Annotated in this window: 13 protein-coding genes; 5 read left to right on the top strand and 8 right to left on the bottom strand. The window is 38.2% G+C overall.

Features of this window, described 5'->3' with window-relative positions:
• Positions 1-142: 142 nt before the first annotated feature.
• The 8 genes from pyrD to HC728_RS10875 all read right to left on the bottom strand — a co-directional run bounded on the left by pyrD (position 143) and on the right by HC728_RS10875 (position 13518).
• On the bottom strand, positions 143-1153 hold the full coding sequence (pyrD, locus tag HC728_RS10840; protein ID WP_005419204.1) for a quinone-dependent dihydroorotate dehydrogenase: 1011 nt from the start codon (positions 1151-1153) through the stop codon (positions 143-145).
• A 269-nt stretch (positions 1154-1422) separates the two neighbouring features.
• On the bottom strand, positions 1423-6261 hold the full coding sequence (locus HC728_RS10845; RefSeq protein ID WP_065603192.1) for an NAD-glutamate dehydrogenase: 4839 nt from the start codon (positions 6259-6261) through the stop codon (positions 1423-1425).
• Positions 6262-6419: 158 nt separating this feature from the next.
• The gene (locus HC728_RS10850; protein ID WP_005419199.1) at positions 6420-6644 is read right to left on the bottom strand and encodes a DUF2835 domain-containing protein; all 225 of its coding nucleotides are present in this window, start codon (positions 6642-6644) and stop codon (positions 6420-6422) included.
• 111 nt (positions 6645-6755) lie between these two features.
• On the bottom strand, positions 6756-9359 hold the full coding sequence (pepN, locus tag HC728_RS10855) for an aminopeptidase N (RefSeq protein WP_017019652.1): 2604 nt from the start codon (positions 9357-9359) through the stop codon (positions 6756-6758).
• A 137-nt stretch (positions 9360-9496) separates the two neighbouring features.
• Complete coding sequence (locus tag HC728_RS10860) at positions 9497-10162, bottom strand: hypothetical protein (RefSeq protein WP_017019653.1); 666 nt, start codon at positions 10160-10162, stop codon at positions 9497-9499.
• Between the two features lie 129 nt (positions 10163-10291).
• Positions 10292-12313 (bottom strand): carboxy terminal-processing peptidase, encoded by a 2022-nt coding sequence (prc, locus tag HC728_RS10865; RefSeq protein ID WP_190395473.1) that lies wholly within the window; start codon positions 12311-12313, stop codon positions 10292-10294.
• 17 nt (positions 12314-12330) lie between these two features.
• On the bottom strand, positions 12331-12960 hold the full coding sequence (proQ, locus tag HC728_RS10870) for an RNA chaperone ProQ (RefSeq protein WP_130044460.1): 630 nt from the start codon (positions 12958-12960) through the stop codon (positions 12331-12333).
• 105 nt (positions 12961-13065) lie between these two features.
• Positions 13066-13518, bottom strand: coding sequence for a GAF domain-containing protein (locus HC728_RS10875; RefSeq protein ID WP_012533689.1), 453 nt, complete (start codon positions 13516-13518; stop codon positions 13066-13068).
• Between the two features lie 96 nt (positions 13519-13614).
• On the opposite strand from HC728_RS10875, the gene HC728_RS10880 reads away from it, so the two are divergent.
• From HC728_RS10880 to HC728_RS10900, 5 genes are all read left to right on the top strand, one after another.
• Positions 13615-15408, top strand: a complete 1794-nt coding sequence (locus HC728_RS10880; protein ID WP_190395474.1) for an ABC transporter ATP-binding protein — start codon at positions 13615-13617, stop codon at positions 15406-15408.
• A gap of 17 nt (positions 15409-15425) precedes the next feature.
• Positions 15426-16652 carry a PqiA/YebS family transporter subunit gene (locus HC728_RS10885; RefSeq protein WP_190395475.1) on the top strand — a complete coding sequence of 409 codons (1227 nt, stop codon included), beginning with the start codon at positions 15426-15428 and terminating at the stop codon, positions 16650-16652.
• Positions 16630-19266 carry an MlaD family protein gene (locus HC728_RS10890; RefSeq protein WP_065603186.1) on the top strand — a complete coding sequence of 879 codons (2637 nt, stop codon included), beginning with the start codon at positions 16630-16632 and terminating at the stop codon, positions 19264-19266. The genes HC728_RS10885 and HC728_RS10890 overlap by 23 nt, the downstream gene beginning before the upstream one ends.
• Before the next feature lie 161 nt (positions 19267-19427).
• A complete protein-coding gene (gene rsmF, locus HC728_RS10895; RefSeq protein WP_190395476.1) occupies positions 19428-20849 on the top strand; it encodes a 16S rRNA (cytosine(1407)-C(5))-methyltransferase RsmF in 1422 nt (473 codons plus the stop codon).
• 85 nt (positions 20850-20934) lie between these two features.
• On the top strand, positions 20935-22113 hold the full coding sequence (locus HC728_RS10900; protein ID WP_005419182.1) for a threonine/serine exporter family protein: 1179 nt from the start codon (positions 20935-20937) through the stop codon (positions 22111-22113).
• Positions 22114-22255: the final 142 nt, after the last annotated feature.

Genomic DNA, 22255 nt, shown 5'->3' on the forward strand with positions numbered 1-22255 from the left:
TTTCCGTCTGTTTTCGCGTAAAAAATTCATTGATGCAATTAACTGTTAATTTTACAAGAGGTTAGCAATAAAAAAAGGGGAAAATATTATTCTCCCCTTTGTTAAAATCACTTGTAATCAACTTACTGTTGAAATTTTAGCTTTAAATATTATTAACAATATCTCGAACCAGACCTGGGCCTTTGTAAATAAAGCCAGAATAGACTTGAACTAGCTCTGCACCAGCAACCATCTTCTCTTTTGCTGCTACATAAGAGTCAATACCACCGACTCCAATAATTGGTAGGTTATCGCCAAGTAATTCTTTAAGACGACGAACAACTTCAGTACTACGAGTTTGAACAGGTCGACCACTTAAACCGCCCATCTCTTCAGCATGCTTCATACCTTCAACCATAGAACGATCTAATGTTGTGTTTGTTGCAATCACCCCATCAATTTTATATTTGATCAATGATTCTGCAATTTGTGTCAATTCATCGTCTTCTAGATCCGGAGCGATCTTAAGTGCAACAGGAACATACTTACCGTATTTCTCTGCTAACTCTTTTTGTTTCTCTTTTAATTGAGATAGAAGATCATCTAACGCTTCACCATATTGAAGAGTTCGAAGCCCTGGAGTATTTGGAGATGAAATGTTTATCGCAATATAACCTGCATATTGATATACCTTCTCCATACAGATTAGGTAATCTTCTGTGCCCTTTTCAATTGGCGTATCTTTGTTTTTACCAATGTTAATGCCGATAACGCCATCGTATTTAGCTTTCTTAACGTTCTCAACAAGGTTATCTACGCCTAGGTTGTTAAAACCCATACGGTTAATAATACCTTCAGCTTCAATAAGACGGAACAAGCGTGGTTTATCATTACCAGATTGAGGACGAGGTGTTACAGTGCCAACTTCTACAAATCCAAAACCCATAGCGCCAAATGCTTCAATACATTCACCGTTTTTATCAAGGCCAGCCGCAAGGCCAACAGGATTTTTGAATTTAATGCCCATTACTTCTACCGGTTTAGAAGCAAGGTTTTGACGATAGAAGATATCAAGAGGAGTGCCGTTGAAGCGTTTGAAATTTTGAATTGCTAGGTCATGTGCTTTTTCAGCATCAAGTTTGAAAATGCCAGCTCTGGCGATGCGATATAACATTGTAACTCCAAAATTAAGTCCCGTATAAACGGGGAGACATTATTCACTGATTTTATTCACAATTCAAACTTAATCGTACTTTATTCATAATTAATTATTGCAAACTGACATCTCACATTTATCAAAATTATTATATATTCATTCTTTCCGATTAAAAATGTAAGTAAATGAGAAAATTCTCGGGGTAATAAAAAAGGAAAGTGAATAAAAAATCACTTTCCTTATAGAAGAGCAAACGTTTGGCTTGCCCTATTTTAACCTATGCTTTTTTATCTTATTAAAGCAGAAGAACAACTCAAATTTAATAAGGTTAATTCTCTCAATGCGACTGAAAATTTAGCAAATTCGTGCACTGAACCGACCTTAAATTCATTCAAGATATTTTCCCAACGCTCAACAGAAGCAGCATTATTCAAACACCATTCTTCTATTGCATTTTCGATGCTTGTATCATCTTTATATTCAGCTAAAACCAGGGTCGTTAATTGACGTTGTTGCCAATCAAGATCTTCCCTAAATGATGCTCGAGCTAAGGCCTGCCAATGATTATCAACTCCTTGGTTGTTAATTTGTTTCAAGAACCAATGAAGCGATAATTTGTCACCTAATACATAGTATAAACGTGATGCGACAGACACTGGTTGCCCTGCTGCTTCTGCAACTTCTGAAATATCCATCGCTGAATATAAGCTACTTAAGCGTGCTAGCACATTGCCAAGTTCACAAGGAACCCCTAATTCAAAGTAATGATTAGCCTGCTCAATATGTTCCACCACCTCATCATTAACCAAATACCCATCGAGATTCACTTTAATATCATCAACCGCTGATTTGTATTTTTCGATAAGCGATTGAATAGACATGTTTTGAGAGCCATTACGCAATAACCATCGAGTAACACGACGAATTGTACGGCGCATTGCAAAGAAGGCTTCATATTGTGCTTCCGTTGTCGCTGTATTATCCAGCTCTCGAATTTGCTTAAATAAATCACCAAATTCAAAGATAGCTCGAGTTGCGGCATACGCATTAGCAATATCAGTGACAGCGTAACCTGTTTCTTCTTGTAGACGAGTGATAAAATTGCACCCCATCTCGTTAACCATCTGATTGGCTAGACACGTCGCAATAATCTCTGAACGTAATGGGTGGTTATCCATTGCAGCTTTATAGTTACGTTGTAACTCAGTTGGGAAATACATTGTTAATAAATCAGCATGATACGGATTATTTGCGATTTCATCACAAGCTAGCTGATCTTTTAATACCATTTTTCCGTAGGCAACAAGAACAGAAAGCTCTGGACGAGTTAATGCCTGCCCCATTTTCTCACGCTCAATTAAAGTTTCATCGTCTGGAATAAACTCTAAAGCACGATCTAACTTACCTTGTTTTTCCAAGTGGTGAATAAAGCGGATCTGCTCTTTCACCAATGATGTACCTTGTTGCTCTGTTACAGAGATCGATTCAGACTGACAATACGCATCATCAAGAACAATTTCACCGACTTCATCTTCCATTTTCTCAAGAAGTACGTTGCGTTGTTTATAAGTAAGATCACCATTAGCCACTAAGCCATTCAGTAAGATCTTAATGTTTACTTCATTATCAGAACAATCAACCCCACCAACATTATCAACAAAATCGGTGTTAACTCGACCACCTTTTAGTGCATATTCAATACGCCCTAATTGAGTCATGCCTAAGTTACCACCCTCGCCAACCACTTTAGCATTTAGCTCTGAGCCATTGATACGTAAGGCATCGTTAGCACGGTCACCAACATCAACACTGGTTTCTTTACTGGATTTAACGTAAGTACCAATCCCACCGTTCCATAACAGATCAACGTCCATTTTTAAGATCATCTGAATAAGATCATTTGGAGCAAGAGATTGCTTGCGAGTACCTAACATTTTCTGAATTTCAGGAGAAAGTTCGATCGATTTCGCTCGGCGAGAGAAAATACCACCGCCTTGAGAGATCAATGATTTGTTGTAGTCTTCCCAACTCGATCCCTGAAGCTCAAATAAACGCTTACGCTCTGGCCAAGTCAATTCAGAATTAGGGTTTGGATCGATAAAGATATGTAAATGGTTAAATGCGGCTTGTAATCGAATGTGTTTTGATAAAAGCATACCATTACCAAACACATCACCAGCCATATCGCCAACACCAATGGCTGTAAAATCCGTTGTTTGACAATCAATTCCCATTTCACGGAAATGACGTTTTACCGATTCCCAAGCCCCTTTTGCCGTAATACCCATGGCTTTATGGTCATAACCATTAGAACCACCGGAAGCAAATGCATCCCCTAACCAGAAGTTATACTCTTCTGATACTGAGTTTGCTAAATCAGAAAAGGTTGCCGTACCTTTATCTGCTGCAACAACCAAATACGGATCATCGTCGTCATGGCGAACAACATTAGATGGAGGAACCACCTCGCCTTCAATAATATTGTCAGATACATCCAATAACGCTCGAATGAATTGTTTATAGCAACGTTGACCTTCAGCAAAGATATCTTCACGAGTCGTAAAGTTATGCTGTTTCTTACAAACAAAACCGCCTTTTGCACCAACAGGAACAATAACCGTATTTTTAACTTGTTGTGCTTTAACTAAGCCAAGCACTTCGGTTCGGAAATCTTCTTGTCTATCAGACCAGCGTAATCCACCACGAGCTACCTTTCCACCACGTAAATGCACACCTTCAATATCTGGCGCATAAACGAAAATTTCATACGCAGGTACTGGTGCTGGGATTTCAGGAATATTTGATGGTTGCATCTTTAACGATAACCAAGGCTTAGCTTGCCCATCTTCTGCAGTTTGATAGTAGTTGGTACGTAACGTCGCAACGATCATTTCTACATAACGGCGAATAATACGATCATCATCTAGACTCTCTACTTTATCCAAGCTTGAATAAATTGCATCTAGTTGTTTTTGTTCTTTTTTATCAGACCAATTCGATTTAGGATCAAAGCGAAGTTCAAACAGTTTAACCACAGAAACCGCTAAATCAGTGTGGGTTGATAATGTATCTTCAATATATTGCTGACTAAATGGGAAGCCAACTTGACGCATATAACGCGCATAAGCACGTAAAATAGTCACTTCGCGGCCAGATAAACCAGCACCTAAAACCAATCGGTTAAAACCATCACTCTCTAATTGACCGTTCCAAATCTGAGCAAACGCTTCTTGAAAACGATCACGAGCTTGACGAAGATCCACCTCAGCAGATCCATTATGAATCATCGAGAAATCTAAGATCCAATCAACCGATCCATCACTCTTTTTCACCGCATAAGGTGACTCTCCAATAACTCGTAACCCTAGGTTTTCAAGCATTGGCATCACATCAGATAAGTGAATGGGTTCATCACGATGGAACAATTTTAATTTAACGTTAGCTGACCCTTTCTTCTCTTCTTGTGGACGATAGAAAAGCATACCTAATTTGTTATCATCGTTTAGCAGTTCTAATCTTTCAATATCCGCAACCGCTGAGCCTGGTAATGTTGCTTCTTTATACGAGCGAGGAAAAGCACGTTGATACTGTTTAGCTATTGCCGTTCCTTTACTCTCACCTAAATTAGCAACAATCACATCACAAAGACGATCATCCCATGTTGAAGCGGCTTCCATTAGATTATTTTCAATGTCTTTCACATTAATATCGCCATTATTATTATCGACACGAACGATGTAATGCGTTCTTGCTAACGCACTTTCAGAGAAGAAAGTCGTAAACTCAACTTCTTGTTTTGAGCCAAAATAATTTCGTAATATACGTTGAGTTTGTCGACGTAACTCTGTGTTATAACGCTCTTTGGTAACATACACCATGCATGAGAAAAAGCGTCCGAATGGATCACGACGGACAAACAATCGTAATAAATCACGATCTTGCATTTTTACCACACCCACGCCAACTTCAAGCATTTCTTCTTCATTGGCTTGGAATAATTCATCTCGTGGGTACGTTTCTAGAATATTATGCAAAGCTTTATAAGAGTGTGAACCCTTAATGTATTTGCTCGCATCCAAGATACGTTCAACTTTGTTACTCAATAATGGAATGTTTGAAACGCTTTGGTTATATGCAGTTGACGTATAAAGACCTGTAAAGCGATGTTCGCCTATTACTTTTCCTTCTTTATTTAAACGTTTGATGCCGATGTAATCAGTATAAGCAGGACGGTGAATTCGTGATTTGGTGTTTGATTTGGTAAGAATAAGAAGATCTGATTTCTTTGCTGCAGCTCGTGCAGAAGATGGCATTTCGGAAAGCTTTGTCGTATGAATTCGTGACGCTAACGAGAACAGCCCTAACCCTTCTTCTTGGGTTGGAACTAACTCATGATCACCTTCTACCGCTTGTAAATCAAAGTTCTTATAACCCATTAAAGTGAAGTTGTGATTTTTAAGCCAAGAAAGAAATGAAATGGCTTCATCTATCTCTTCTTTTACTATTGGTAAATCTGACGTTTTTAACTCTTCAATTACATCTGTCAATTTATCTGACATCGGTTTCCATTGATTCACAACCCGATGAATATCTTGCAGAACAATAAGTAATTCATTTTGAAGCCTTTCCATTTCAACCTTGTCATTTAAATGATCAACTTCAAAATGAAATAGAGTTTGCTGCATCTCAGCATTACTCTCACAAACTGAAATGATCTCGCCGCTTTCGTTACGGCCAAAACAATGCGGTCCATGGAGCATAAAATGGCTCGTCATATCTAAACGAGCTAAAGCCATTTTTACGGAATCAACTAGAAATGGACTATCTGGTGTGACAATCTCAACTACAGTATGTGTTGATTGCCACCCATCTTGACTGAGTTTTGGATTAAAAACACGAACCGAAATATCTGACATATTAACATCAGATAAATGGTTCCAAAGACTGAGTGTTGCACCATACATATCTGATTCATTGCGTTGCAGTAAATCGTCATTATCAATGTTGGCAAATAAACGCTGAGCAAGTTGCGTTATTAGGGATTGTTGAGGCATTTCAAGCTTTTCAGCAATAAGAGCGTACACTTTCTCAAGTAGTACAGGAACAATAGGATCACGCGTCGTCATAAAGCGAATGCTCCGTTTTTTATGATTAGTATTATTTATATAGTGTAGCAGTTGAAACTGCCCACGCACCTTACATTGTAAGGATTATATGGCAGAAACGTTATGACTTTTTTGCGTGCTAGAAGCTTAATCGTTAGATTTGTGATTAAGGTAGCGGTTTATCCTACTTGCTCTAAATTTAGAAAACGATTATTTTGGTCTGTTGTCAATCTGAAGCGTCCTTTCACTCCTAGTTGAGTCAGAAACGAACGAAAACGTGACGCGGGCAATTGCAATTTTAGCCCTTGTTCTGTTACGACTAACACCGTGCTTGCGGCACCTGAATAATGACTTAAAAACGCCTGATAAGTAACATTCATTCTAAAGTAATAAAATTTATTCATTGTTCTCTATTACATATTGGATATATGGCTGATTTGTTTTCCTATTTTGGATCTTAAATAAAAAAATGGCCAGTAAAATACTGACCATTTTCATGAATTAAGATCGAGTAATTAAGCTAATGCTTTCGTTACTTTCTCATAAAGATCTTTAGCTAGGTTATCAAGATCCGCTAGGCGCTGTAGTTGAGCCTTGATAAGCGATTGACGATCACTATCGTATTTCTTAAATTTCAATAATGGATCAACCAAGCGTGAAGCAACTTGTGGGTTACTCTCATTCATTTCAATAAGAATATCCCCTAAGAATGCGTACCCTTCGCCGGTTTTACTATGGAAGTTAACCGCATTACCACCAGCAAATGAGCCAATTAAACTGCGTGTTCGGTTTGGATTTTTCAAACTAAACGCTTTGTGGTTCATTGTTTCTTTGATGATTGATAACGCTTCTGAACTTGGGTTTGATCCTTGAAGAATAAACCACTTATCCATAACTAATCCGTCATGTGACCATTTCGCACTAAAATCATCCATTAATGTTTGACGAATTGAGAGCTCAGCAGCATTCGCGGCACCCATTGCAGCCATAGTATCTGTCATGTTGTCTGCATCTTGATACTGTGTCTCAACTAACGCTTCACCAATTTCTGTTTTTGCAAGATAACTTAATGAACAGTTTCGTAAAGCTCGTTTACCAATCGCATCATGTTCTACAGAGTAACTACCCTGTTTTAAACTATGATACGTAGCAGAAAATTCATCTTTCAATTCTGTCGCTAATGTTTGTTTGATAAATCCAAGCGCTTTATCAATTGCATCGACATCGACAGTATCAAACCAACCGGTGATTTCATTATGATTTGGTAATACAAACATTTCCGCAATAAAAGCCTGTTCCAATTCAGCATTGAGTAATACCCCACGGAACGCATCAACGACAGATTGAGGAAGAACAAGTTCTTTATCGTCTTGAATATTAGCGATGTTCTTACGAATATAGTTAGCTAATAACATTTGGCCAGCATCCCAACGAGCAAAGTCGTTTTGTGCGTGAACCATTAAGAAAATCAACTCTTCATCTGAATAAGCGTAATTTAATTTAACAGGTGCTGAAAACTCACGAAGTAAAGAAACAACTGGTTTTTCAGAAACTTGCTCAAAAATAAAGGTTTGTTCTTCTTCAGTTACATTCAATACATTGCTGACTTTTTCATTGTTACAGCGTAACTGAATAACGGAACCATCTTGTGCATATAACTCAATATCAAAAGGAATATGAAGTGGCAATTTATCCGTTTGGTCTTCTGTTGCTGGAGTATGTTGTTTTACCGTTAAAGCGTATTCATTTTTAGCATCATCATAAGAAGAACTCACTGTTAGTACCGGTGTACCTGACTGACTATACCAACGACGGAATTGAGTCAGATCGATACCTGATGCATTTTCCATTGCCAATACAAAATCTTCACAGGTTGCAGCAGTACCATCATGACGTTCAAAATAAAGTTTCATTCCTTTTTGGAAATTCGCTTCACCTAATAAGGTATGCATCATACGGATCACTTCACTGCCCTTTTCGTATACCGTTAAAGTATAGAAGTTATTCATCTCTATCACTTTTTCGGGACGAATTGGGTGAGCCATTGGACTCGCATCTTCAGCAAATTGTGGGCCACGCATAATACGAACATTATTAATTCGATTTACTGAACGAGAACCAAGATCAGATGAGAACTCTTGATCCCGGAAAACAGTTAAACCTTCTTTTAAACTTAGTTGGAACCAGTCACGACAAGTCACTCGGTTACCAGTCCAGTTATGAAAATATTCGTGACCGATTACCGCTTCAATACCTAGATAATCAGTATCTGTTGCTGTTTCTTGTTTAGCTAAAACAAATTTAGAGTTAAATACATTTAAGCCTTTATTTTCCATCGCCCCCATGTTGAAGAAATCAACGGCAACGATCATGTAAATATCAAGGTCATATTCTAAATCAAAACGATCTTCATCCCACTTCATTGAGTTAATCAAAGAAGTCATTGCATGAGGAGTTCTATCTAAGTTGCCTTGATCAACATAAATCTCTAATGCGACATCTCGGCCTGATTTAGTTTTATAAGTATCTGTTAATACATCAAAATTACCCGCTACTAAAGCAAAAAGATAAGCCGGTTTTGGGAATGGGTCTTGCCAATGAACAAAGTGTTTTCCACCTTCAAGATCACCTTGGCTAATGCGGTTGCCGTTGCTTAATAAATGTGGGTATGCCTCTTTATCTGCAATCACTTTTGTTGTGAAACGTGCAAGAACATCAGGACGGTCCAAATAATAGGTAATTCGACGGAAACCTTCTGCTTCACATTGAGTACAGAATCCATCACCTGATTTATACAAACCTTCTAATGCGGTATTTTCTTGAGGATTAATTTCAGTAATGATAGTTAATGTAAAATCACCACTCACATTATGAATGGTTAGTTGAGTGTCTATTTGAGTAAAGTCACTGTATTCAACATCATCAATTTTTAAAGACACCAACTTCATCCCTTCACCTTCAAGAAGAAGGTCCGTAGATTGTTTTAATTGTTGTACTTTTGAAGTGGCCGAAACTAATGTGTTGGTATCGTCGAGATCAAAGACTAAATCGATATCTGAAATTGTGAATTCTGGAGATTGATAATCACTGCGAAATTTAGCCTGAGGTTGTTGGCTCATAATATATCCTTATGATTTCTATCACTGAAAACAAAGCTAGTGATAATAGCTATTTAACGCCTACATTCTCGCATAAGATCCAACAAATTTGTTATTAAAAAATATTCTAGTCTCATATTTCTATACTTGGAGTAACATTAATCCCGAACTAATAGCGCATACATTCCAAATTGCTCATTTTTTAACTCAAGTGCATTTTCATTAATTTCAAATGTCGATTCCTGCTCCCCTTCATCATATAGAAGAACCAAGTCATCATCTTCAAAATAATAGTAACCAATTTTTTGATTTCGTTTACCTGTACTCGAAACCACTTCTAATGAAAAAATAAAATCTGACCCTAAAAACAGATTCAAATTTTGAACATCACTCACCATGATATCTTCACCAGAAACGAGCTGTGAACGCCAGGCTCCAGTGTATGTTTCAGGAACAACTTTAAAGAATTCAACACCATTCAAATATAGTCGGTTATGACTAACTTGGTAGTGATAAACATGAGATTCATCTTCACCGCCTTTAAACAGAATTCGCTCTGGTGATAACTGAAACTCTCCCGACCACGAATCCGCCGTATTCTTTTCTACTTTTATCATTTCAATCGTAAATTGGTGATCAGAATTGAGTCGAATATGAAGAACATCAAAATCATTTTCGATATGTGGTGGTTTAAAGAAGTACCAATCACCTAATAAAAATGGATTTTCAAAATACGTTAGCGATTTATTTTCTAACTCTACCGTTGCGTTAGATACAAAGGGACTAATAAAGAAAAGTAATACAGATAAAATCATCGACTTCATATCAAGACTCCAAGTAAATTGAATGCTTACTATGTTAAGCCTAGTTGCAAATTCAATGATTTGCCGTTTTTTAGACATAAAAAAACAGAAGCCATCATGACTTCTGTTTTAAAATAATTCAGATTGAGATTACTTTTTCTGATTCATTAGTGCTAAATCAATCGTAATTGAAACCGCTTCATCTAAATAAGCATCAGGCACTTCGTAATCTTTTGGAATATCATCAAGTGTTTTAAACTCTTCTTTTCCAAGTAATTTTTGTCTCTCATTTACACGAGTTAGACGACGAGCATCTGCATCATCACTCTCTTTCTCACGAACTTTTTTATTCAATGAAATAGAAGTAATGTCTTTTTCAGCTTTATAACGAGCAATGTCTTCTTGAATAAAACCAAACTCTTCATCGGTTTTAATTCGTTCAACATGTTTTTTCGCTAATGGTTCAATCGTTTCTGCGATTTGATTTGTTTTAGCATAATCAGCAGCTTTAATGCTATCCCATGGAAGTGCGTTATCTTCCACACTCTCACCTGTATCTTTTGGATCGATAGCTGTTGGGAAAGCAATATCAGGCACAACACCTAAATTCTGAGTACTACCACCATTGATACGGTAGAATTTTTGAATTGTGTATTGAACATGACCAAGTGGTTTATCAAACAAGTCATAGATATGATTTAATGATCTATGTTGTTGAACCGTACCTTTACCAAATGAGTTTTCACCCAAGATAACCGCACGACCATAATCTTGCATTGCTGCAGCAAAAATTTCAGAGGCAGATGCACTGTAGCGATTCACTAATACTGTCATTGGACCAGTATAAGAGATCTCACCATCAGTATCAGCATTTACATTTACTCGACCGTAACTATCACGAACTTGAACTACTGGGCCACCAGTAATAAATAATCCAGATAATGCCGTAGCTTCAGTTAATGCACCACCACCATTGTTACGTAAATCAACAATAATGCCGCTAATATCTTGTTTTTTCAGCTCATCAATCTGTTTTTTCGTATCTTCAGCTAAACCGACATAGAAACTAGGTACTTCTAATACCCCAACTTTCTTGCCATCTTGCTCAATCACTTCAGATTTTACTGCTCTATCTTCTAAGCGGATCTTATCTCGAACGATTGTGACAGTGTGACTTTTTGAATCGTTACCTTCAGGCAAGATCTCAAGGTTCACTTTTGTCCCTTTTGGTCCTTTAATAAGTTGAACAACGTCATCTAAACGCCATCCAATCACATCAACAATTTTTTTACCGTCTTGACCGACACCGATAATTCGGTCGCCTTCAGAAAGTTGTTTGCTTGTTAATGCTGGTCCACCAGCAACTAATGAACGAATTACAGTGTAATCATCGGTTGCTTGTAATACCGCACCAATCCCTTCTAATGAAAGATTCATTTCTGATTGGAATTGCTCAGCATTACGTGGAGATAGATAACTGGTATGAGGATCAACTTCACGTGCAAACGCATTAATGTAAAGTTGGAACGCATCTTCATTATGACTCTGAGTCAAACGCTTAAGTGCATTATTATAACGCTTGCCTAGCATCTTTTGGATTTCAGGCCAATCTTTCCCTGTCATTGACAAGTTTAGAGCATCATATTTAACACGTTTACGCCACAGTTCATTTAACTCAGCTTCATCTTTTGGCCAAGCCGCTTCAGAGCGATCTAACTCAAGAGATTCATCAATCGTATAATCAAACTCTTTATCTAAAAGAGAAAGTGCGTAGACATAACGCTCAAAACGACGCTTCAATGATAAATTATAGATATCAAAAGCCGCTTGGGAGTCCCCAATCTTTAATTGATCGTCTAACTTAGTTGATAACGGGGCGAATGAAGAAAGATCAGCTTGAGTGAAAATATTTCTATTATAATCAAGCATGTCTAAGTATCGCTCATAAATGGCAACTGAAAAGTCATCATCTAATGAGAAATGCTTATAATGAGAACGCGTAAAGCGAGAAGTAACACGCTTACTAGCAGTAGCATGCTGTGTTTCTGCGGTTAATACTGGTAAGTCAGTTTCAGAATACTTGGCGTCTAATACCTTAGCTTCAAGTGCGTGCGCAGAAGCTGCTAGCATAACGCCAGCAGCAATCAGCGAGACTCTTAATCGACAATTCATGCGTCGGGAGTGCTCCTTTATGAACGAAGATTCTCCGCTTTAACAACCATTTGAAGGCCGTTTGATAAGCGAATTCGTACATCATCCTTGTTAATTTCAACGATTGTCGCAGGCATATTACCTTTACCCATGTTAACGCTTACGTTGTTACCAACAGTAACTTCATCTGCGTTTAGAGCACGAGTTTCAACTGGCTTTTCTACTTTCTTAGCAGCAGCTGGTTGAGGACGACGCTTAGGTGGAGTAGCAGCACGAGCTGTTTTCTTAGCTTTTGCTTCTTCTCTTGCTTTTTTAGCTTGTTCTTTACGACGAGCAGCAACTTTTGATTTGCTCTCATCTAAAGTAGCTTTAGCGTGTTCAATGTGCTCTTCTTCTAGTTCACCACAAGGGTTACCATCTAAATCAACACGAGATGCGCCCGGCTTAACACCGTGTAGGTAACGCCAAGAAGATGTGTATTGACGTAAACCAGCACGTAGCTGAGTTTTACTTACTTTAGGATCATCGCTTAAACGTTCAGCAAGATCTTGGAAGATACCAATTTTAAGAGGTTTAGCTTCGCCTTCTAAAATAAAGCATTTCGGGAAACGCTCAGCAATGTATGCAATTACTTCTTTGCTGTTCGCTAATTTTTCAGAGTTTTCCATGTAGTTTCCTGATAGTACGGTTCTAGCCGTATTTAGGTTTATTTCTAGTAAAGATATTCCGCTATTATAGATACTTAAGCGTGAAAAACCACTACTGAAAGAAAATTAAAGTCTCTTTTCTGCTTCTTTCATGAAATCAACCAGTCCTTTTTCGTCGATTTCGCTAAATCGATTAAATTTTGGACTATCAATATCCAACACTCCTGCAAGTTTTCCATTTCTATAAAATGGGATAACAATTTCAGAGTTACTTTCTGCATCACATGCAATGTGACCAGCAAATTGATGAACATCGTCAATACGTTGAACTGTTTCTGTAGCGAAAGCAGTGCCGCACACTCCCTTCCCTACGCTAATTCGAATACAAGCGGGTTTACCTTGGAATGGACCTAAAACTAATTCATTTTCTTTAAATAGATAAAAACCAACCCAGTTAATGTCATCCAGTTCCATATTCAATAGCGCACTGATATTTGCCAAATTTGCAATATAATCAGTTTCACCTTCAATCAAACCCAGTGCTTGCTGTGTTAATCGCGCGTAATGTTTTAATTCCATCTTTTTATTTATCCTGTATTTGTACCAATCACTTGCGACTCTATTTATACTGAGTACAATGCCCTTGAAAAGATAATAATAGGAATCATTATCACTATGAGCAGTACCATCTCTTCTACAATTAACTGGAATTGGCTATTAAGGCAAGCAAAAAACTACAAAACACGCCTAGTTGCAGCAAATGTCATCGCTATTATTGCAACCTTAATTAGCGTTCCAATTCCTCTACTTATGCCATTAATGGTAGATGAAGTTCTGCTACATAAACCCGCATCAGGTGTTGAGACCTTAAATCACCTTTTACCAACGGCTTGGCAAAATGCGACGAGTTATATCCTTCTTGTGCTTGTTTTGGTTATTCTCATGCGAGTAATAAGCCAAATGCTCAATATAGTTCAAGGTCGCCAATTCAGTTTGGTTTCAAAAACGATCACTTATCAAATTCGACTACAACTCTTAGATAAGTTAAGTCGTATCAGTATGAAAGAGTATGAATCACGCGGCAGTGGCGGTATTAACTCTCATATCATTACTGACATTGATACCATTGATAAGTTCCTTGGTCCTACATTAAGTCGCTTTATCGTCTCTTTTTTAACCGTTATAGGCACGGCTGGTGTTCTATTATGGATTAACTGGCAATTAGGCTTATTCATTCTTCTTGTCAATCCAATCGTTATCTACTTTTCTCGTAAACTTGGAAACCGTGTAAAAGACTTAAAGAGAAAAGAAAACCAATCGTATGAACGTTTTCAATCACGTTTAATTGAAACCTTAGATGGTATTTATCAATTACGAGCATCAAATCGTGAACGACTTTTTCTAGAACAACTTAAAAATCAGGCCAATGACATTAGGCACAGTGCCGACCAGTTTGCTTGGCAATCTGAAGCAGCTGGCCGTCTATCTTTTTTATTATTTTTACTCGGTTTTGAATTGTTTCGTGCTGCTGCAATGATCATGGTGCTATTTAGCGATTTAAGTATCGGTCAGATGTTTGCTATTTTCAGCTATTTATGGGTAATGCTTTCTCCCATTCAAGAATTACTTAATATTCAATTCTCTTGGTATGGTGCATCCGCGGCCTTAAAGCGAATTAATACGCTATTACATATTGATGAAGAGCCTAAAATTCACTCAGATATCGACCCATTCTACAAAAGTGATACCGCTGAAATATCTATTAACAATATAAATTTCAGTTATAACAATGAATGCCAAGTCCTAAATGATTTATCTTTAAACATTCAAGCCGGTGAAAAAGTCGCCTTAGTTGGTGCTAGCGGAGGTGGTAAATCAACACTGATTCAGCTATTACTGGGGTTATACCAACCATCAGACGGTACTATCACCTTTAATGGACACAATACGAAAGATATTGGATTCGATAATATTAGAAACCAAATATCAGTAGTGCTACAACAACCTATACTATTTAATGATACTTTAAGGCATAATCTTACGTTAGGCGCTGATTATTCTGATAATTTACTTTGGGATGCTCTTAATGTAGCGCAATTACAAGATGTAGTAGCACAACTAACAGAAGGGCTTGATACCCAAATCGGTCGTCAAGGTGTTAAACTTTCTGGCGGACAACGTCAACGGTTAGCTATTGCAAGAATGGTCTTAACCGACCCTAAATTTGTAATTTTAGATGAAGCAACCTCGGCATTAGATACGGCAACTGAAGCCGCTTTACACAAAGCACTCAGTGATTTTTTAGTTGGACGTACTACACTAATAGTAGCTCACCGTTTAAGCGCGGTGAAACAAGCCGATACGATTTATGTTTTAGATGATGGTAAAGTATCTCAATCAGGTACACACCATGAATTAGTTACACAGCAAGGACTGTATCAAACACTGTATGGCACTATTCAAAGCTAATTTAATGGATCACCGAAGTGGAAGACGCTAAATTTCGTCGCTGCCACGGCTGTGATCTCGTTGTTGAAGTAGCGAAGGTAAAGAAAAAGCAAAACGCTCATTGCCCTCGCTGCAACACACAGCTTTATCGTGGAAATAGAATTTCATTAAATAGTGATCTTGCTATCGCCATTGCTGCACTGTTGCTATTTATTCCTTCTCATTTCTTCCCAATGGTTACCATCAAACTATTTGGAGTCATGATCCCTGCGACTTTACCTTCAGGCACAATTACATTAATGGCTGAAGGTTTCCCAATGCTTGGGTTACTTATTTTATTTTGTAGTTCTATTGTTCCTTTCCTTGTATGCAGTTCAGTGGTTACCGCTCACCTAGCACTTCGAAAGAAATGGTTCAAAACCTACAGATTAAGTTTATCTATCATTCAACACTTAAAAGACTGGATGATGCTTGATGTCTTTTTAATTAGCTTAGCCATTGCTTGTTTTAAAATTCAAGATCACGCTGATATATTTATCGGCTCAGGATTATATGGACTTGTTCTTCTTCAATTCACAACGTCTTTATTGTTAACTCATGTCAGTGTGCGTCGTTACTGGCGTGTTTGGCAAAGAAAGCATCAGCAGGATACTGAAGCCCCTATTGTCGACCCTAAACATTCTGTCCATTGCGAACATTGCCACTTTACTCAACAAAAAGGCAGTCACTGTATTCGTTGTAAACGTCCAATTCACTTTAGAAAGCCTAAGTCAATTCAAAAAACCTGGGCTTACTTAATTGCTGCAGCTATCTTCATTATTCCTGCTAACATTTTATCTATCTCAATTTTACTCACCAATGGTAAACGTTTAGAAGATACTATTTTTTCAGGTGTTGCAGGCTTAATCAGAACTGACATGTATGGTATTGCGGCTATTATTTTTATCGCTAGTATTATTGTACCAGTTGCTAAAATTCTTGGGCTTGGCTATTTATTGCTTTGTGTGCAATTTAAACGCTCGGCTTTTCATCGTCAAAGAATGTTCATTTATACTGCGGTTAAATGGATTGGAAAATGGTCTGTAATGGATTTATTTGTTATCTCTATTATGATGACATTAATAGATCGCGGACAAATTTTAGATTTTACTCCCGGCCTCGGTGCTGTGGCTTTTGGTTTAGTGGTCGTATTCACTATGTTAGCAGCCGAAAGTTTTGATTCTCGTTTAATTTGGGATAATTATGAACCAACCAAAAAATCTTGATTCTTCGATTGAGCAAGTCAACATCAAAGAAGAGCGTGGCATTTCACCCCTTTGGATCCTACCTTTACTCGCTTTATGTCTTGGTGGTTGGCTTGTTTATTCTTCCCTGATGGAAGCTGGGCAACGTATTCAAATCTATTTTGAAGACGCTCAAGGCTTAATGGCTGGCCGAACTACGATTCGTTATCAAGGTCTTGAAGTTGGTATGGTTAAAAACATCACCCTTTCAAAAGATCTTTCTAATATTTATGTTGATGCGGATATCTATCCTGAAGCCAGTGATCTATTAAAAGAAAATACTCAATTTTGGTTAGTAAAACCGCAAGCTTCTCTTACTGGTATTTCAGGATTAGATGCTCTGGTTTCTGGTAACTACATTGCTATTTTACCGGGTTCTGGTGCGGCAAAAACAAAGTTTACCGCTTTAGCTAACTCTCCGGCCATTCAACCAAACACCACAGGCTTGAGTGTGACTCTACGATCTAAGGACTTAGGTTCCATTTCTGTTGGTTCAAAAATTTACTATAAAAAAATTCCTATTGGTGAAGTCTATAACTTCAAACTAGACCAAGAAACAGACAACGTTCGTATCAAAGCATTAATTGAAGAACAATATGCACATTTAATCACATCTAAAAGCCGTTTTTGGAATGCGAGTGGCATTGGTGCAAATATTGGTTTTAATGGCGTAGATGTTCAGTTTGAAAGCTTATCTGCTCTTATTGGTGGCGCCATTGCTGTTGATTCTCCTGATGATGGTAAAGCCATTGAGAATGGTAAAGAATTCCGACTTTACTCTAATATCAAAACCGCAGGGCGTGGTATTCCGATTAAAATAACACTACCAGATAACAACCAAATTAGTCCAAATGGCTCTGCCATCATGTATCGTGGTTTAGAGATTGGTCAAATAAACAGTTTAAAATTATCTGATGATAAAAAAGACATTATTGCCTCTGCCACTGTTGAACCTGCTTTTACGGATTATTTAAACGATGGTTCTCGTTTTGTATTAGAAGAAGCAAAGTTAGGCTTATCTGGCGTTGAGAACATTGGTAACCTTGTTCGAGGAAACTTCCTAACTCTTGTACCTGGCAATGGTGAACGCTCTCGTGAGTTTACAGCGATTCGCAAACCAGAACTGATTAAGCAAGATGCAAAAGCGCTCACTTTCTCTCTGTACGCCGATCGCTCTTTTGGCTTAACTCCTGATACTACTATTCTATATAAAGGTATTAAGGTCGGCTCTATTACTCATGTTGCACTAGTTAACGACAGAGTTAAATTTGATGCAATGGTATTTGAGAAATACAAACACCTTATCAAATCAAACAACAAATTCTTTGTTTCAGGTAGTGTCTCTGCTGAATTAACTGACTCAGGTTTAAACATTGATGTGCCACCGACTCAAGCTTTGATTTCTGGTTCGATTAGCTTTACGAGTGAAGGTAAAGGCTATAAACAAAAAAGCTATACCTTATTTAAAAACAGCTCTCTTGCTGAGTTGGCACAATTTAAAACAGAAAAAAGCACAGAACTCACGCTATTTAGTACAGAGTTACCGCCAATAACCAAAAATAGCCCAATTCTTTATCGTAACCTTGTTGTAGGTAAGGTAACGGATTTCAACTTAGGTAATGATGGCGTTAACATAAAAATAAACATTGAAAAGCAGTATGCGCATTTAATTCAAGCTGATACGGTTTTCTGGAACTATTCAGGGGTTAATGTAGAAGCGAGTTTAAGTGGTGTTAACATTCAAGCGGCACCATTAATGTCAATGATCCGTGGTGGTATTGGTTTTGATAATATTCAAGGTGTTGAAAATAAACTAGGTAAAAAGTGGAAACTTTACTCTAACCTATCTGAAGCCCAAGAATTTGGTAAAATCATCGCGTTTACAGCCAAAGACAGCAATGCGATAGACAAAGGAACACAGATTAAATACAAAGGTGTTTCTGTTGGTGAAGTAAGTAAAATCACACCAAACTTCTCTAGCGATAACGTTTATGTGCAAGCTCGTATTTACCCTGAATATGTTGACCAAATTGCAGTCGCTGGAAGTCACTTCTGGGTTGTAGAACCTAGCATTAGCTTAGCTGGTGCAGAGAATCTAGACACCCTACTTGGCAGCTACATTCAAGTAACGCCAGGCTCAGGAAAAACGAAAACTCAATTTACGTTGTCGGATCAACCACAAGGTGATCAGTTCATCTCATATACGTTAGAAGCGCTTTCTCGTGGCTCAGTCAAAGTTGGGACACCTATCCTATTTAGAGAAATCGAAGTCGGCGAAGTGACAGATGTAAGACTTGGTGATTTATCAGATCGCATTATTATCACGATTGGTATTCACTCTGAATTTGCATACCTTGTTCGAGAAAACAGTGTTTTTTGGAATGTATCAGGTGTAAATATGTCTATTGGTTTAAGCGGTGCAAAAGTTCAAGCCGGTACGGTAGATAGTATCCTGCGTGGTGGTATTGCTTTCTCTACACCAGATGACGAAACACTAAAACCACAAGCAAAAGCACATAAATCTTACCTACTGCATAAAACCGCAGAAGAAGATTGGGCATTGTGGAATGCTGCCATTCCAAACCCAAATAAATAACCGTTCAAAGAGTTAACTAAATAAGGCAGTTGGTATTCATTCAACTGCCTTTTTCTTATTCATCAACGCACTATTTCACCTATTATCCTTAATTCCATTTAGACAATACTCACAATAGCGTTTACACTTCCTGCCATTACATCATCCAATGAGATTCATCTGTGCACGATAATATTTTTCTTCCTGACGCTTTCTTGGCACAAGTACAAGAGACCATGCCTTCCCACTTATCAATGGATGAGTTTATTGCCGCTTGTAAACGACCTTTACGTCGTAGTATTCGTGTGAATACCTTAAAAAACAGTGTTGAAGAATTTAAACAACGTGCCGCTGAAAAACAATGGGATTTAGAACCTGTGCCTTGGTGCGATACTGGTTTTTGGATCACGCGTCCTGAGAGCGACACAGTAAAACTAGGTAGCACCGCAGAACATATGGCTGGCCTATTCTACATTCAAGAAGCAAGCTCTATGATGCCAGTTACCGCATTATTAAAAGATAATGATGATATCGAAATGGCTCTCGATATGGCTTCAGCTCCCGGTTCTAAAACCACACAACTGGCTGCTGGTATGAAAAACCAAGGCGCTCTCGTTGCTAACGAATTTTCATCAAGCCGTGTAAAAGTGCTTTGCTCAAATATACAACGCTGTGGTGTAAGCAATGTTGCTCTAACCCACTTTGATGGTCGTGTTTTTGGTGGTTGGTTGCCAGAAACTTTTGACTCAATCTTATTGGATGCACCTTGTTCTGGCGAAGGTACCATTCGTAAAGACCCAGATGCAATGCATAACTGGAGCCCTGAATCAGTTATCGAAATTGGTGACACTCAACGTGATTTAATTGAAAGTGCGTTTCATGCCCTAAAACCGGGCGGCGTAATGGTGTACTCAACCTGTACATTAAACCACGAAGAAAACCAAAACATTTGCCATCATCTTGTTGAACAATTTAGTGACGCCGTCACGTTTGAGCCGCTAGGTGACTTATTTGAGAATGCAGAAAAAGCGTTAACCAAAGAAGGCTTCTTACATATCTACCCTCAGATTTTTGATAGTGAAGGTTTCTTTGTTGCTAAGATCCGAAAAAATAGCTCAACCACGCCTCCAGAGGTGAAAAAACGCTTAGGCAAATTCCCTTTCGCACCGGCTTCAAATAAAGAAGCACAAGCTATTGAAGCAGAATTAAAATCAACATTACAATTAGCAATCCCTGAAGATAATGAATTTTGGATCCGAGATAAAGAAGTCTGGGCTTTCCCTAAACGCATGAAGCCATTGATTGGCGAAATGCGCTATCATCGAATTGGATTTAAACTTGCTGAAACCCATAAAAAAGGATATCGCTGGCAACATGAAGCTATCATGGCACTCGCGACAGCTGATAACCCAACCTGTGCTGAATTAACGACTGAACAAGCACGCGAATGGTATATGGGTCGAGACGTACGCCCAGACTTTTCAGGAAAAGGCGAAACGATTGTTACTTATAAAGGCGCAGTTATTGGCTTAGGAAAATGGGTGGGTAACCGAATCAAAAATGGATTACCTCGTGAACTTGTTCGTGATGGAAACTTATTTTAACTAATACGTTTTTCAATTAGTGCCAATCTAAGTAAATCGTAAATACTTAGATTGGTACCATACATCAAGCTGTAGGAATAAGGATATGCCTTCACAATATCGTATCAATCGAATTGTAGAGATTGGAGATACACTGCACCGTTGCGGCTGTGCTCCCTATAAAGTAGAACGCTACACTACCTTTTACGCCAATAAATATGGCGTTAATTGTATGATCCAAGCAACACCAACTTCCATTAACTATCAATTTCCTGATGACAATAACGCCGTCATTATGAAGCGTCACAAACCCGCAAGTATTGATCTTGGGTTACTTGCCAATACAATTATTCAATTACAACAACCATTAACTCCCATTCCACAAGCTCCTGCAGAAGGAATATCTTATCCGTCATGGGCCGTTTGTTTAGCAAATACCTGTATTCCCCCTGCTTTTCTTATGCTGGTTGGCTCAACATTCGAAGCGTTATTCGTCAGCTTTTTACTTGGTTTTTTAGTCTGGTTATCTCAAGTATTTTGTAGCAAACGCCGCACTATTGCTGTTGAGTTTTTTGGAGCCTTAATTGTTGCCTTTACCGTTGCATTTATTGCAAGCCTTGGTGTACCGATCCCTATTCTTGGACTTTGTATTGCTGCTGTTGTTCTTTTTGTTCCCGGACTTTCTATTTCAAACGCATTAGAATGTTTAGCCTTTAACGATCTCGTCTCTGGTACCAGTTTACTTGGCCAGTGCTTTCTCACTTTAATAAAACTTCTTATTGGGATCATTATTGGTTTACACATTGGTGAAGCCATTTTTGGTACGACTGAATCCATTGAGTATCAAAATGAATTTCCGCTGTGGCTGCAAATATTAGGCTTACCTATTATTTCATTCTCATTAGGTGTGATGTTTAAAGCTCGTCCAATCGATACACTATATAGCCTACCGGTTGCTGTATTAGGTATGTGGGGGCCATTTTATCTTGGCTTTGATGGTGGCTGGGTTGTGGGTACATGGGTAACAACAGTATTAATCACCCTTTATGGAACATGGATTGCTCGACGTTTAAATTTAACGGGGATCATTTTTATCGTACAAGGGATCATCATTCTTGTTCCGGGCAGTCGTATCTTGGTTAGCGCAAGTCAAAGCGTATTTGAGCAATCCATACTTCCGATACCAAGTATTGGATTATCGGCACTCTTCATGTTTTCTGCCATTGTTGCAGGGCAAATTACCGCTTACTCGATTTACTCTCCTAAAATCGAACGAGACTTGTGATACGCAAAATAGAAGTGTCTCGTCCTAAAATACGTTGACGATTTTTAATTGAAAGCTAAGTGCGTACGCACTTGGCTTTTTTTGTGTACTTGATTTGGTGTACTCATTCCCAAGCTTAAATGTGGTCGCATTTCATTATAAA

Origin of the sequence: Aliivibrio sp. S10_S31 (assembly GCF_014694495.1) — a bacterium.
Lineage (GTDB): Bacteria > Pseudomonadota > Gammaproteobacteria > Enterobacterales > Vibrionaceae > Aliivibrio > Aliivibrio fischeri.